Annotated in this window: 15 protein-coding genes; 12 read left to right on the forward strand and 3 right to left on the reverse strand. The window is 61.5% G+C overall.

Features of this window, described 5'->3' with window-relative positions; translation table 11 throughout:
• Positions 1 to 241 precede the first annotated feature (241 nt).
• From ccmA to QM780_RS14690, 5 genes are all read left to right on the forward strand, one after another.
• On the forward strand, positions 242 to 865 hold the full coding sequence (gene ccmA / locus QM780_RS14670; RefSeq protein ID WP_415071186.1) for a heme ABC exporter ATP-binding protein CcmA: 624 nt from the start codon (positions 242 to 244) through the stop codon (positions 863 to 865).
• A complete protein-coding gene (ccmB, locus tag QM780_RS14675; RefSeq protein WP_415071187.1) occupies positions 862 to 1,527 on the forward strand; it encodes a heme exporter protein CcmB in 666 nt (221 codons plus the stop codon). Before ccmA ends, ccmB begins: the two co-directional genes overlap by 4 nt.
• A 62-nt stretch (positions 1,528 to 1,589) precedes the next feature.
• Positions 1,590 to 2,342, forward strand: a complete 753-nt coding sequence (locus tag QM780_RS14680) for a heme ABC transporter permease (protein ID WP_415071188.1) — start codon at positions 1,590 to 1,592, stop codon at positions 2,340 to 2,342.
• 5 nt (positions 2,343 to 2,347) lie between these two features.
• Positions 2,348 to 2,509: a heme exporter protein CcmD gene (gene ccmD / locus QM780_RS14685; RefSeq protein ID WP_415071189.1), complete on the forward strand. Its 162-nt coding sequence runs from the start codon at positions 2,348 to 2,350 to the stop codon at positions 2,507 to 2,509.
• A 14-nt stretch (positions 2,510 to 2,523) separates the two neighbouring features.
• Positions 2,524 to 3,120: a DsbE family thiol:disulfide interchange protein gene (locus QM780_RS14690; RefSeq protein WP_415071190.1), complete on the forward strand. Its 597-nt coding sequence runs from the start codon at positions 2,524 to 2,526 to the stop codon at positions 3,118 to 3,120.
• On the opposite strand, the gene QM780_RS14695 is transcribed toward QM780_RS14690, so the two are convergent.
• The 3 genes from QM780_RS14695 to QM780_RS14705 form a co-directional block, all read right to left on the reverse strand.
• Positions 3,117 to 3,755, reverse strand: coding sequence for a carbonic anhydrase (locus QM780_RS14695; RefSeq protein WP_415071191.1), 639 nt, complete (start codon positions 3,753 to 3,755; stop codon positions 3,117 to 3,119). The genes QM780_RS14690 and QM780_RS14695 overlap by 4 nt on opposite strands.
• The gene (nhaA, locus tag QM780_RS14700) at positions 3,752 to 4,942 is read right to left on the reverse strand and encodes a Na+/H+ antiporter NhaA (RefSeq protein ID WP_415071192.1); all 1,191 of its coding nucleotides are present in this window, start codon (positions 4,940 to 4,942) and stop codon (positions 3,752 to 3,754) included. Before nhaA ends, QM780_RS14695 begins: the two co-directional genes overlap by 4 nt.
• A gap of 97 nt (positions 4,943 to 5,039) precedes the next feature.
• A complete protein-coding gene (locus tag QM780_RS14705; RefSeq protein ID WP_415071193.1) occupies positions 5,040 to 5,864 on the reverse strand; it encodes a PfkB family carbohydrate kinase in 825 nt (274 codons plus the stop codon).
• Between the two features lie 156 nt (positions 5,865 to 6,020).
• On the opposite strand from QM780_RS14705, the gene QM780_RS14710 reads away from it, so the two are divergent.
• The 7 genes from QM780_RS14710 to sdhA all read left to right on the forward strand — a co-directional run bounded on the left by QM780_RS14710 (position 6,021) and on the right by sdhA (position 12,561).
• A complete protein-coding gene (locus QM780_RS14710) occupies positions 6,021 to 6,920 on the forward strand; it encodes an HpcH/HpaI aldolase/citrate lyase family protein (RefSeq protein WP_415071194.1) in 900 nt (299 codons plus the stop codon).
• Between the two features lie 144 nt (positions 6,921 to 7,064).
• Positions 7,065 to 8,123: a MaoC family dehydratase gene (locus QM780_RS14715; RefSeq protein WP_415072055.1), complete on the forward strand. Its 1,059-nt coding sequence runs from the start codon at positions 7,065 to 7,067 to the stop codon at positions 8,121 to 8,123.
• 58 nt (positions 8,124 to 8,181) lie between these two features.
• Positions 8,182 to 8,709: a superoxide dismutase family protein gene (locus QM780_RS14720; protein ID WP_415071195.1), complete on the forward strand. Its 528-nt coding sequence runs from the start codon at positions 8,182 to 8,184 to the stop codon at positions 8,707 to 8,709.
• Positions 8,710 to 8,846: 137 nt separating this feature from the next.
• On the forward strand, positions 8,847 to 9,824 hold the full coding sequence (locus QM780_RS14725) for an NAD(P)/FAD-dependent oxidoreductase (protein ID WP_415071196.1): 978 nt from the start codon (positions 8,847 to 8,849) through the stop codon (positions 9,822 to 9,824).
• A 91-nt stretch (positions 9,825 to 9,915) separates the two neighbouring features.
• Positions 9,916 to 10,326, forward strand: coding sequence for a succinate dehydrogenase, cytochrome b556 subunit (gene sdhC / locus QM780_RS14730; protein ID WP_415071197.1), 411 nt, complete (start codon positions 9,916 to 9,918; stop codon positions 10,324 to 10,326).
• Positions 10,326 to 10,709 carry a succinate dehydrogenase, hydrophobic membrane anchor protein gene (gene sdhD / locus QM780_RS14735; RefSeq protein ID WP_415071198.1) on the forward strand — a complete coding sequence of 128 codons (384 nt, stop codon included), beginning with the start codon at positions 10,326 to 10,328 and terminating at the stop codon, positions 10,707 to 10,709. Before sdhC ends, sdhD begins: the two co-directional genes overlap by 1 nt.
• A 4-nt stretch (positions 10,710 to 10,713) precedes the next feature.
• Positions 10,714 to 12,561, forward strand: a complete 1,848-nt coding sequence (gene sdhA / locus QM780_RS14740) for a succinate dehydrogenase flavoprotein subunit (protein ID WP_415071199.1) — start codon at positions 10,714 to 10,716, stop codon at positions 12,559 to 12,561.
• The last annotated feature ends 16 nt before the right edge of the window (positions 12,562 to 12,577 follow it).

Raw genomic sequence — 12,577 nt, forward strand, 5'->3', positions numbered from 1 at the left:
GCCTCCGAAAGATTAAGACGAAGGGCTGCGCCGCCGGAGTGCCGACGGATCGAGGACGCCCCGTGGCACATCAGACTGGTAACAGACTGGGCCGCGCGACCCCCTCGCTTTTGCGCTAGCGAAGGATACAACGTGCCTTTTATATAAGCATCTCGAAAAGAAAAGACCAATCATTGCCGCGGTAAGATTCCGCGCGATTGGGCCGCGTTTGCTCATTCAGAAGTCACGGAATCCGATCCCTGTGCAGCTCATTGCCGAAGACTTGGTCATAGATCGCGGGTCGCGCCGGGTCATCGATGGGTTGTCGTTCTCCGTAAAGCGCGGCGAGGTGCTGGTTCTGACCGGAGCCAACGGCATCGGCAAGACGACGTTGCTCAGAACGCTCGCCGGATTCATTCGGCCATTCCGCGGGTTTGTCCGGCTCGATGGCGGCGACCCGGAGCTTTCGGTTGCCGAGCAGGCGCATGCCGTCGGACATTCGAATGCGGTGAAGTCGAGTTTGAGCGTGATCGAGAACGCGGCGTTCTGGAATGCCTACCTCGAGAGCGGCGATCATTCGGGCGAGCGGATCGAGGCCGCGCTTCGCCATTTCGGATTGGAAGACCTTGCGGAATTTCCCGCCGCCTATCTGTCGGCGGGACAGAAGCGACGATTGGGCTTGGCCCGGCTGCTCGTTGCACATCGGCCGTTGTGGCTGCTTGACGAGCCGACGGCGTCGCTCGATGTCGCGTCATCCGAGCGGCTGGTCGCCGCCGTCAATGCGCACACGGATGAAGGCGGCCTCGCCGTCATCGCGACGCATCTGCCGCTGGGGCTCGAACGTGCGCGGACTCTCGATCTGGCGGCGCAGAGGATAGCGGCGTGAAAAGCTTCCTGGCGCTCCTGACGCGCGATTTGCGGCTTGCGGTTCGCGAAGGCGGTGCGATCGGGACGGCGCTCGGCTTCTTTTTAGTTGTCGTATCGCTGATGCCGCTGGGGCTCGGGCCCGATCTCAATCTTCTGGCGCGGATTGCGGCGGGCGTCCTATGGATCGCGCTGCTGCTGGCGGCGCTGTTATCTCTCAACCGCATCTTCGAAGCGGATTATGAAGACGGAACGCTCGATGTGCTGGCGGCGGGGCCGCTGCCACTCGAACTCGTCAGCGCGGCGAAAGCGCTCGCGCATTGGATTACGACCGGCATTCCGCTCGCCGTTCTGGCGCCAGTGCTTGGCATTCTGCTCAATCTCGATCTTGCGTCGTATCCCATCCTGATGGCGACGACGCTGATCGGGACGCCGGCGGTGAGTTTTCTCGGCGCGATCGGGGCGGCGTTGACCATGAAAACGCGCCGGGGTGGACTTCTTCTGGCCCTGATCGTGCTGCCCCTATACGTTCCGACCCTGATTTTCGGGATTTCCGCCGTCAGCGCGGGAGCGGGGCCCGAAGGGCTCGGAGCATCGTTTCTCATCCTGGCGGCGATATCGCTCGTCACGATGGTGCTGGGTCCGGTGGCGGCCGCGGCGGCGCTGCGGGTCCAGATGCAGTAATTCAATAAATGGTAACTTCGAGCTTCATTGCGCCCATTCGTTTTAAGGCTTAAATCCCGCCCATGCAGACGCTGACGCAACGCCTCGCCAATCCGACCCGCTTCATGGAGCTTTCCGCCCGGCTGATACCGTGGTTGGCGGCGGCGACCGCCGTGCTGTTGGTATACGGGCTTTATCTGGCGTTCTTCGATTCGCCCGCCGACTATCAGCAGGGTGAGACGGTCAGGATCATGTACATCCACGTGCCGTGCGCGTGGCTGTCGATGATGATCTATGGCCTGATCGCCGCTTCGAGCTTCGGGCTCTTGGTTTTTCGTCATCCGCTCGCGGATGTGTCGGCCAAGGCTGCAGCGCCGCTCGGCGCGGCGTTTACGTTTCTGGCGCTCGTCACCGGCTCGCTGTGGGGCAAGCCGATGTGGGGCACCTACTGGGTGTGGGACGCGCGGCTGACGTCGGTGCTGCTGCTGTTCTTTCTGTATCTCGGGCTGATCGCGCTGAGGTCGGCGCTGGAAGACGAAGGCGCGGCGGCGAAATTGACGGCGGTGCTGGCGCTCGTCGGCGTGACGCTGTTGCCGATCATCAAGTTTTCGGTCGACTGGTGGAATACGCTGCATCAGCCGTCGACGGATTTCACTTCGACCGTCGATCCGAGCATGCGATTGCCGCTGCTCGTCATGGCGCTGGCGTTCACGCTGATGTTCTTCGCCATGCATTTGAAGGCGATGCGCAATGAAATTCTGCGGCGCCGGGTCAAGTCGCTTCGCACCCAGATCGTCATGGGCCGCGACCGTCTCGCGCCGCAGGCGGCGGAGTGAACATCATGGATCTCGGGCCGCACGCCGCATTCATCTGGATTTCGTATGCCGTCGTCGCGGTAACCGTCACGGGCCTCGTCATGTGGCTCGCCGCCGATGGCTGGAAACAGCGTGCCGAACTCGACACGCTCGAACGCCAGGGCGTGAAGCGGCGTTCGTCCACCTAACGGAAAGAGATACCGTGGCCCAGGGTCGATCGAATTTTCTGCGCCTTCTGCCGGTTGCCGTGTTCGTGGTCATCGCCGGATTTTTCGCAGCGGCGCTCAGATCCGGCGATCCGTCGCTGCTGCCGTCGACGCTTGTCGGCAAGCCCGTGCCGGCAACGACGTTTCCGGCGCTCGATGGCCTGGAGACGGCGCAGGGAACGCCGGAGCCCGGCTTCACTTCGGCCGATCTGGCAAAGGGCAAGATCTCGGTCGTCAACTACTGGGCGTCATGGTGCGCGCCGTGCGTCGATGAGCATCCGATGCTGGAAAGGCTCAAGGAGGCCGCAGGCGTCGATATCTACGGCATCAATTACAAGGATCAGGCGCCCGCCGCGCGGCGGTTTCTCGGCCGTTATGGCAATCCGTTTACGGCGGTCGGAACCGACAGTGACGGTCGGGCTGCGATCGACTGGGGCGTTTATGGAACGCCCGAGACGTTCGTCGTCAACGGCCGAGGCGACGTGATCTATAAGCACGTCGGCCCGATTACCGAAGACTCGCTCAACAGCAAGCTTCTGCCTGTCATCGCGAAGGCCAAAGCCGAGGCGACTCCTGCTGGTCCTTCTTCCTAAAGCGCGAAGAACTGGCCACGCGAGTGGTTCAGCACGGTCAGCGTTCCCGACTTGATATCGAAATGGGCGCCGTGGAGCGACAGCCGGCCCTTTTCTTCCTGCTCTTTCACGAACGGAAACGTGCGCAGGTTGGCGATCGATTGCTTGACGGCTTCCTTCTCGAGCGCTTCCTGACGAACGCTGGCGCTGCTGTTTTGATGGGCGGCAAGAACGTTCAGGCGGGCATCGTCGAGCATCGACATCCAGCGTGAGATGAAGTGCGCTTCGGTCTGGATCGCGGCGCTCTGATCAAGGGCCGCTTTGACGCCGCCACAGCCGGAATGGCCCATGACGATCATGTTCTTGACGCGAAGGTTCAGGACCGCGAACTCCATCGCGGCGCTGACGCCGTGATACTTGCCGCTGACCTCGTAGGGCGGAACGAGATTTGCGACGTTGCGGACGACGAACAGTTCGCCCGGCATGGCGCTGAAGATCGTCTCGGGATCGACGCGGCTGTCGGAGCACGAGACGATCATCGTCTCAGGGCTCTGCCCATAGGTCGCGAGTTCTTCATATTGGTCGGCGTTCGGAACGAAATGGCGATGGCGAAAGCGGCGATAGCGGTCGGTCAACGTCTCGGGGAAACTGCTCATTGTAATTTTTCGCTCCCAACGGGCGGGGCGCCCTTGCTTGTGACCAGTACGAGGTAGCCTACGACTGCGGAAAGAAGTGATCCGGCCATGACGCCAAGGCGGACCTCGGCCGTCAATTTGGGATCCTGAAATGCCAGCAGACCAATGAACAAGCTCATCGTAAAGCCGATCCCGCCGAGGATGGCCGTGCCGAAGAGTTGCCTTTGCGAGGCGCCGTGAGGCATCTCGCCCAAGCCGCTGGAGATAATAGTCCGCACCGCGCCGTATATGCCGAGGGTCTTGCCGAGGAAAAGGCCAAAGGCGATGCCAAGCGGGATTTGCGACAGCATGTCGTTGGTGGACAGCTCACCGAGATAGAGACCGGCGTTGGCGAACGCGAAAATGGGCATGATCAGGAAGCTGACCCAGGGGCTTAGCGCGTGCTCCAGATGCTTCAAGGGGCCGTCGACGCCTTTGGTCGGGCTGGAGAGCGGAATCATCAGCGCGGTAATAACGCCGGCGATGGTTGCATGAACTCCCGATTTTAGCACGCACAGCCAGACGAACGCACCGACCACGAGGTAGGGGGCCGTGCGCATCACATTGAAATAATTGAGGAGCGCCAGCACTGCGATGCCCAGAGCGGCGAGCGAAAGGGCGAGAAACGACAGCTCGGAGGTGTAAAAGAAGGCGATAATCAGAATGGCTCCCAAGTCGTCGATGATGGCGAGGGCGAGCAGGAACACCTTCAAGGTCGGCGGCACGCGATTGCCGAGCAACGCCATCACGCCGACGGCGAAGGCGATGTCGGTGGCAGCCGGAATGGCCCAGCCGCGGAGGGCTTCGGCGTTGTTCCAATTGATCGCGGTATAGATCAGCGCCGGGGCCGCCATGCCTCCGAGAGCGCCGACGATGGGGAGTATCGCGGCGGCGGGTTTCGACAGCGCGCCGCGAAGTGCTTCGCGTTTGATCTCAAGGCCAACGACCAGGAAGAAGATCACCATCAGGGCGTCGTTGATCCAGTGAAGAATCTCTTTCGACAGCGCAAACGGCGGCAGGCCGAGCTGAACATGGGTCGCAAAAAAGCGCTCGTAGGATTCGCGAAGAGGAGAGTTTGCGAAGATCAGGGCCAGGACGGCGGCGGCAAGTAAGACAAGACTGGATGCAACTTCTCGGCTGATACCTGCGGCACTCGATTCCGGCTTCATCTTCGGGTGTTGTCCTCAGTCGGCGTGATCTCCGGAAAAGCTATGCCTTGGCATGAGGACGGCAGCAAGCCGAAGTGGAAAAACGCGCGGATTTGGCTCATGAAATCGGCGCGATCTGGGCGGGCGTCACTCCAGTGGTCCAATCGACGAGATAGGGCTTGAGATAGTCGGCGCCGCGGCTTGCCTGAAGCACACAGCGAACGCCGGCGATGGCATAGGCGAGTGCTTGCTCCGGCCGGTCTCCCAGCATCAGCCGCGCGGTGAGACAACCGGCGAAGACGTCGCCGGTTCCGTGCGGGACGTCGCGCCATTTTTCAACGCTTCCGAGCCATTTGCGGCCGTCAGCGATGAAAGCCGTTGCGAGAACGCCGTCGCCGTCGGGGATTGACGTTCCCGCGATGATCGGGCGGCCGAGTTGTGCAATCGCATCGAAGGCATCGGCGGGGGTGGCGACGTCGCGGCCAGAGAGCCACGACAACTCGAAGCGATTGGGCGTCAAGACGTCGGCCAGCGGGACGAGCAGATCGCGAATGGCACGGGCGGCCTTCTCGTCGATGTAAAGGCCGCCGGGGTCGTCGCCGAAAATCGGATCGCAGACGAAGAGGATTTCCGGCCTTATGGTTTTGAGGCGCGTCACCGCCGACGCCACCATCTCGACGTGCTGTACCGACGGCAGATAGCCGGAAAAGACCGCGTCGAATGATGCCAGCCAGCCGTTGTCGGCGAGCGCGCGGACCATATCGCCGAGAAGCCTCGGATCGAGCGTGATACCGGCGATGTGGGCGCGGATCGGATGGTTCGAAAGTACGACGGTCGGCAAGCCGACCACCTCTATCCCGGCGCGCTGCAACGGCGGCGCAGTCGCGGTGAGACCCACAGGATCGCGCGCCACGTAAGAGGAAATCATCAAAATTCGGCGCATGGGGACCGCACGTCCGTTGCAGGGGTGGTTGCTTGAAGATTTCTGGCCGGCGAGGAAACGCGATGGTGATTTATTCAAAAGTCTAGCCGAGGTCGATGTTGCAAACGCGCATGTTGCGATGCAAAATCCCATTCGAGCCGTACGGGAGCCGAGGCGATGGCCATGAGACCGAGACGCAGCGTCCTTTATTTGCCAGGGGACAACGAGCGCGCTCTGGAAAAAGCAAAATCGCTGCCCGCCGATGCGATCATCATCGATCTTGAGGACTCGGTCGCGCCCCAGAACAAAGAGAAAGCGCGTTCACAGGCGACGGCCGCGATTCACGAACGCGGGTTCGGGTCGCGCGAAGTCGTCCTGCGCGTCAATCCGATCGAGACGCCCTGGGGAATGGCGGATCTGCACGCGGCGATGGCTGCCGTGCCCGACGCGATCCTTATCCCTAAGGTTTCGAATTCAGGCGACATCACCGGCACGGCGAAAGTCGTCAAGGCGGCGGATGCCGATCCGCGCATCCGGCTCTGGGCGATGATCGAGACGCCGATGGGCATCATCAACGCCAAGGAAATCGCGGCGTGCGCGCCCGATCAGGACAACCGCCTGGTGTGCTTCGTTCTGGGCACGAACGATCTGCTCAAGGAGAGCCGGGCGCTCGCGAGCCGCAACCGGTTCGCGGTCGTGCCGTGGCTTGCCATGACGCTGGTCGCGGCGCGCGCCTACGGGCTCGACGTGATCGACGGCGTCTACAACGATTTCAAGGATGAATCGGGTTTTCGCGCCGAGTGCGAGCATGGCCGGACGCTTGGCATGGACGGCAAGACGCTGATCCATCCGTCGCAGGTCGTGCCGTGCAACGAGGTGTTTTCGCCGACGATCGATGAAATCGCCTGGGCGCGCAAGGTGATCAAGGCCTTCGACGAGCCGGAGAATGCGCGCAAGGGGGTTATCACGGTCGAAGGACGCATGGTGGAGCGACTGCATCTCGTCATGGCGAAGCGGGTTGCCGCGATCGCGGAAGCGATCAACGCCCGATCGAAAGTCGAGGAGCCGTGGTTTTAGTAAACGCGCCTGCCGATCTCTCGTGCGGCCCTTGATCGCGTCCTTAAGATTTCAAAAAGGGTTGCGGTTCGCGGCCGACATCTCGAAAACAACGAAAAAGCCGAAGCCTGCGCAGCCGGGCTTCCCTAGACACAGGGCGGGATGATGGTCGGGACCAAGACGAACGCTGGGAATTTCTTCGAAGATTTCGCCTACGGCCAGATCATCCATCATCCGACGCCACGGACCGTCACCGTCGGCGACGTGGCGCTTTATACGTCGCTCTATGGCTCGCGCTTCGCGGTGCAATCGGCCGATACGTTCGCGAAAGCGATCGGCTATCCGAAATCGCCGCTCGATGATCTTCTGACGTTTCATGTCGTGTTCGGAAAAACGACGCCGGAAATTTCGCTCAATGCGATTGCCAACCTCGGCTATGCCGATTGCAAGTTTTTAAAGCCGGTCTATCCGGAAGATACGCTGACGGCGACGTCGGAAGTGATCGGTCTCAAGGAAAACTCGAACGGCGAAACGGGCACGGTCTACGTCCGCTCGACGGGGCGCAATCAGAACGGCGAAGTCGTGCTCGAGTATTGCCGCTGGGTTATGGTGCGCAAGCGATCGAAGGGTTCTCCGGCGCCGGAAGCAGTGGTGCCGAAACTTCCCGAGCGTGTCGATCCAGCCGATCTTGCGACGGCCGTGCCGGCGATCGACGTCGGCAAATGGGATTTCGATCTTTCCGGCTCGAAGCACCGGTGGGACGATTATGAGCCCGGCGAGAAGATCGATCACGTCGACGGCATGACGCTGGAAGAAGCCGAGCATCAGATTGCGACGCGGCTTTATCAGAACACGGCCAAAGTCCATTTCAACCAGCATACGGAATTGAAGGGCCGGTTCGGCAAGCGGATCGTCTACGGCGGCGTCGTCATATCGCTGGTGCGCGGCCTCTCGTACAACGGCCTTGGGAATGCCTTTCATCTCGCCGCCATCAATGGCGGCAGGCACGTGGCGCCGACGTTTGCGGGCGATACGATCTACGCATGGTCGGAGGTGCTGGAGAAAGCTGAAATTCCCGGGCGGAAGGATGTAGGTGCGCTGCGCGTTCGGATGGTCGGCGTCAAAAATCAGGATTGTTCTTCCCTTCCCCTCAAGACGCCGACGGGCGAATATGCCGAAGGGGTTGTCCTCGATCTCGATACGTGGCTTGTGCTGCCCCGCTAAGGCCGGATTGGTCTGGGATGACCTCGGCGGATAGCTGGGGAGGCAGGGAGCGGGTCGCATGATGTTCGGGACGCTGAGACGTGCTGCGTTGGGGTTGCTCGTTCTGATTTTGCCTGTTCGGGCGAACGCGGCCGGTGAAGCGGCGGTGGCAGAGATCAAACTTGCCGACGGATCGAGCGCGGGAACCATCACTTTGACGGAGGTCGCTGCCGGCGTGCTTTTGAAGGTCGATCTCAAAGGATTGCCGCCCGGGGCGCACGGTTTTCATGTGCATGAAGCCGGCAAATGCGAGGGCGATTTTTCCTCCGCCAGCGCCATCTACAACCCGCTCGGCGCCAAGCACGGATTTCTCAACGATGAAGGGCCGATGGCGGGCGATCTTCCGAATATCGTGGCTGGTCCCGACGGCACGGCGCGCGCCGAGCTGATGAGCACCTATCTCCATCTCAACATGAATGATGACGAGACGCTGTTTGATGCCGACGGATCGTCGATCGTGATCTACGAAAAGGCCGACGACTACCAGAGCGATCCCGAGGGTGGCGGCGACAAGCGGATCGGCTGCGGCGTGATCACGAAAAAGTAGCAGGGGCGCGATCGACTTTGCGCGCGTTCGGGTTGCTGCGAATCAGGCAGCCGGTTCAATAATTTTTCAGCGGCGGTAGGCTAGATTGTGCGTATACGGCATAATCGCCGCGTCATGGCTATTTGAAGCGAGGCACGGTGGGGAAGAAAGTTGCCATCATCGGGGCGGGGCTGGCGGGCCTGACGTGCGCCCGCACGTTGCGGCAGGCCGGCATCGCGATCGAGGTTTTCGAGGCAGAGGGGCATGCCGGCGGACGCATCGCGACGATGTGCGCCGGCAACGATCGTTTTGATCATGGGGCGCAGTATCTGTGTGCCCAATCCGATGAATTTCGGTCTTATCTCGCCGAGATTTCGGGTCTTGGCTATGCGGACCAATGGTTGCCGCGCGTTGCCGAAGCCGAAGGGCACCGTGTCCTCGGAGGCGAACCCTGGATCGTCGGCGTGCCGGGGATGTCATCGATCGTGCGGCCGCTTACGGACGGTGTCAGGGTCGCGTTCGGGCGCCGGGTGCAGTCACTCGAACAGCGCGAAAAGGGATGGCATCTCTGGTTCGAGGACGAGAAATCGTCCGGGCCGTTCGACTTTGTCGCCATCGCGGTCCCAGCGGCGGAGGCGATGCGGCTGCTTGATCCAATCAAGGGTTTTGCGCCGACTTTGCGGCGGGTGCGCATGCTGCCTTGCTGGGCGCTGATGGTGCGCATCGACGACAAGACGTTTCCGGACCTGGACGTGTTCAGGAACGTTTCGCAAGTTCTGCATTGGATCGCCCGCGACAACTCGAAGCCGGGGCGCGAGCCAAATGGCGAGACACTGGTTGCGCACGCCTCGCCGGCATGGAGCTTTGCGGCCGAACAGGGCGACGCGATGGACGTTGCAGAGGAACTCTGGAGCGAGGTCGGTGCTGTTCTCGGTCTGTCGCCGGTCAGGCCATCGCGGATGCTGGCGTATCTCTGGCGGCAGAGCATCGTCGGGCAGGCGCTGGGCGAAACGCATCTTTATTCGGCGGAATCACGGGTTGGCGTTGCCGGAGACTGGTGCCTTGGCGCATTTGCGGAACATGCTTTCACGAGCGGCAACCATCTCGGGCGGGCGATCGCGGCCGCGATCGGGTGACGGCGCCTTGGAATTGATGTGGCATTTGGCGAATTGCCGCGCCCGGTCCGAGAGGCTAAACATTCGCGTCAAACAATAAGAAGGACGTCCGATGGCAGTTACATCCGGCCGTGGCACGCGCCCCGAGCGGCCCCTTTCGCCACACCTTCAAATCTACGCTCCGCTGATCAACATGGTGATGTCGATCGTGCATCGCATCACGGGGGCAGCGCTTTATTTTGGTTCGCTGCTGCTGGCCTGGTGGCTCGTGTCGGCCGCGATCGGTCCCGACGCCTACGATTACTTTCTGAGTTTGTGCAACACCTGGATCGGCAAGCTCGTGCTCATCGGATACACCTGGGTTCTGATGCATCACATGATGGGCGGCATCCGGCATTTCATCTGGGACACCGGATACGGCTACGATCTGGAAACGGTCGACCTGCTGTCGTGGGGATCGCTTGCCGCATCGCTGGCGTTGACGGCCATCGTCTGGATCTCCGTCGCAATGGGAGCGATCTGATGACTTCGATGCGCACGCCGCTGAAGACGGTTCGCTATCTCGGCTCGGCAAAAGAAGGTGCCGACCATTTCTGGAAACAGCGCGTGACTGCGGTCGCGAACGTGTTTCTCGGCCTCTTTCTGGTGTGGCTGATTGCGTCGCTGCTCGGCGCCGACTATGCCACCGTGAAGCAGAAGCTCAGCCATCCGCTCATCGCCGTGCCGCTGCTGGGGCTTATAATCTCGGGCACGGTCCATATGCGGATCGGCATGCAGGTGATCATCGAGGATTATGTGCATGAAGAAGGGCTTAAGGTCGTCGCTTTGATGCTCAATACGTTTTTTGCCATTGCCGTTGCTCTTGCGAGCATATTCTCGATTTTGAAACTGAGTTTTGGAGCCTGAGCCGATGTCCGCAGTGAATGGCAAGGCCAACGGCGCGAGCGCCGCGCCATCGCAGATCGGAAAAGCCTATCCGCTGCACGATCATGTCTATGACGTGGTCGTCGTCGGAGCGGGCGGCGCGGGGCTTCGCGCGACGCTTGGATGTGCCGAAGCGGGCCTCAAGACGGCTTGCGTGACGAAGGTTTTCCCGACCCGCTCGCATACGGTTGCGGCGCAGGGCGGCGTTGCGGCGGCGCTGGGCAACATGGGCCGGGACGACTGGCGCTGGCACATGTACGACACCGTCAAAGGTTCCGACTGGCTCGGAGATCAGGACGCCATCGAATATCTGTGCCGCAATGCACCTGCGGCCGTTTACGAGTTGGAACACTACGGCGTGCCGTTCTCGCGTACGGAAGACGGCAAGATCTATCAGCGGCCGTTCGGCGGCATGACGACCGATTACGGCGAAGGGCCGCCGGCGCAGCGGACGTGCGCCGCCGCCGACCGCACCGGCCACGCGATGCTGCATACGCTTTACGGACAGTCGCTGAGGCACGCGGCGGAATTCTTCATCGAATATTTCGCCCTCGATCTCATCATGGATCAGGACGGCGCCTGCCGGGGCATCATCGCGCTGAACCTCGATGACGGCACGCTGCATCGCTTCCGCTCGAAGAAGACGATCCTAGCGACGGGCGGCTACGGACGGACGTATTTCTCGTGCACATCGGCGCACACCTGTACCGGCGACGGCAACGCCATGGTGCTGCGCGCGGGCCTGCCGCTGCAGGACATGGAATTCGTGCAGTTTCACCCGACCGGCATTTACGGCGCGGGCGTGCTGATTACCGAAGGCGCGCGCGGCGAAGGCGGCTACCTGACGAATGGCAAAGGTGAGCGCTTCATGGAGCGCTATGCACCGCATGCGAAAGATTTGGCCTCGCGCGATGTCGTCTCGCGCTCGATGACAATTGAGATTCGCGAAGGCCGCGGCGTTGGGCCGGATGCGGATCACATCTTCCTGCATCTCGACCATCTCGATCCGAAGATTCTCGCGGAGCGCCTGCCGGGCATTACCGAAAGCGCCAAAGTCTTTGCAGGCGTCGATCTTCGACGCCAGCCAATCCCGGTGTTGCCGACGGTGCATTACAACATGGGCGGTATCCCGACCAACTATCACGGCGAAGTGCTGACCAAGAAGAACGGCGATCCGGATCATATCGTGCCGGGCCTTATGGCGATCGGCGAAGCGGCGTGCGTGTCCGTGCACGGCGCCAACCGTCTGGGTTCGAATTCGCTCATCGACCTCGTGGTGTTCGGACGTGCGGCGGGCTTGCGCTGTGCCGAGACGATCGAGAATGGTCTGGCGCAACCGGACCTTCCGAAAGATGCGCATGAGCCGGCACTGGCGCGGCTCGATCATTTCCGCTACGCCAAGGGCTCGACGCCGACGGCTGCGCTTCGCCTGCGCATGCAGAAGATCATGCAATCGAACTGCGCCGTCTTCCGCGACGGCCCCGTGCTGAAGGAAGGCGTCGAAAAGATCGGCCAAGTCTGGCGCGATGCGGCGGACATTTCGGTCACCGACCGGTCGCTGATCTGGAACTCGGATCTGGTCGAGACGCTTGAATTCGACAATCTGATCGCGCAGGCGGCGGTGACCGTCGTCGGCGCTGAAAACAGGCAGGAAAGCCGCGGGGCGCATGCGCGCGAAGACTTTCCGAAGCGCGATGATGTCAACTGGATGAAGCACACGCTGGCGTGGGCCGACTACGGCACTAAAACCGTCAAGCTCGACGACCGGCCGGTGCACACCAAGACCATGACCAACGAGGTCAAATATATCGAGCCCAAGGCCCGCGTTTATTGAGCCCTTCTGGACATAC

It is taken from the genome of Hyphomicrobium sp. (assembly GCF_047600905.1).
GTDB lineage: Bacteria > Pseudomonadota > Alphaproteobacteria > Rhizobiales > Hyphomicrobiaceae > Hyphomicrobium_B.

What these genes read in the sequence shown, in the direction of transcription:
- QM780_RS14695 (WP_415071191.1), bottom strand. Translation starts at nt 3,755, where the DNA reads ATGAGCAGTTTCCCCGAGACGTTGACCGACCGCTATCGCCGCTTTCGC.
- QM780_RS14710 (WP_415071194.1), top strand. Translation starts at nt 6,021, where the DNA reads ATGGCCATGAGACCGAGACGCAGCGTCCTTTATTTGCCAGGGGACAAC.
- sdhD (WP_415071198.1), top strand. Translation starts at nt 10,326, where the DNA reads ATGACTTCGATGCGCACGCCGCTGAAGACGGTTCGCTATCTCGGCTCG.
- nhaA (WP_415071192.1), bottom strand. Translation starts at nt 4,942, where the DNA reads ATGAAGCCGGAATCGAGTGCCGCAGGTATCAGCCGAGAAGTTGCATCC.
- QM780_RS14715 (WP_415072055.1), top strand. Translation starts at nt 7,065, where the DNA reads ATGGTCGGGACCAAGACGAACGCTGGGAATTTCTTCGAAGATTTCGCC.
- QM780_RS14680 (WP_415071188.1), top strand. Translation starts at nt 1,590, where the DNA reads ATGCAGACGCTGACGCAACGCCTCGCCAATCCGACCCGCTTCATGGAG.
- sdhA (WP_415071199.1), top strand. Translation starts at nt 10,714, where the DNA reads ATGTCCGCAGTGAATGGCAAGGCCAACGGCGCGAGCGCCGCGCCATCG.
- QM780_RS14705 (WP_415071193.1), bottom strand. Translation starts at nt 5,864, where the DNA reads ATGCGCCGAATTTTGATGATTTCCTCTTACGTGGCGCGCGATCCTGTG.
- sdhC (WP_415071197.1), top strand. Translation starts at nt 9,916, where the DNA reads ATGGCAGTTACATCCGGCCGTGGCACGCGCCCCGAGCGGCCCCTTTCG.
- ccmD (WP_415071189.1), top strand. Translation starts at nt 2,348, where the DNA reads ATGGATCTCGGGCCGCACGCCGCATTCATCTGGATTTCGTATGCCGTC.
- QM780_RS14720 (WP_415071195.1), top strand. Translation starts at nt 8,182, where the DNA reads ATGATGTTCGGGACGCTGAGACGTGCTGCGTTGGGGTTGCTCGTTCTG.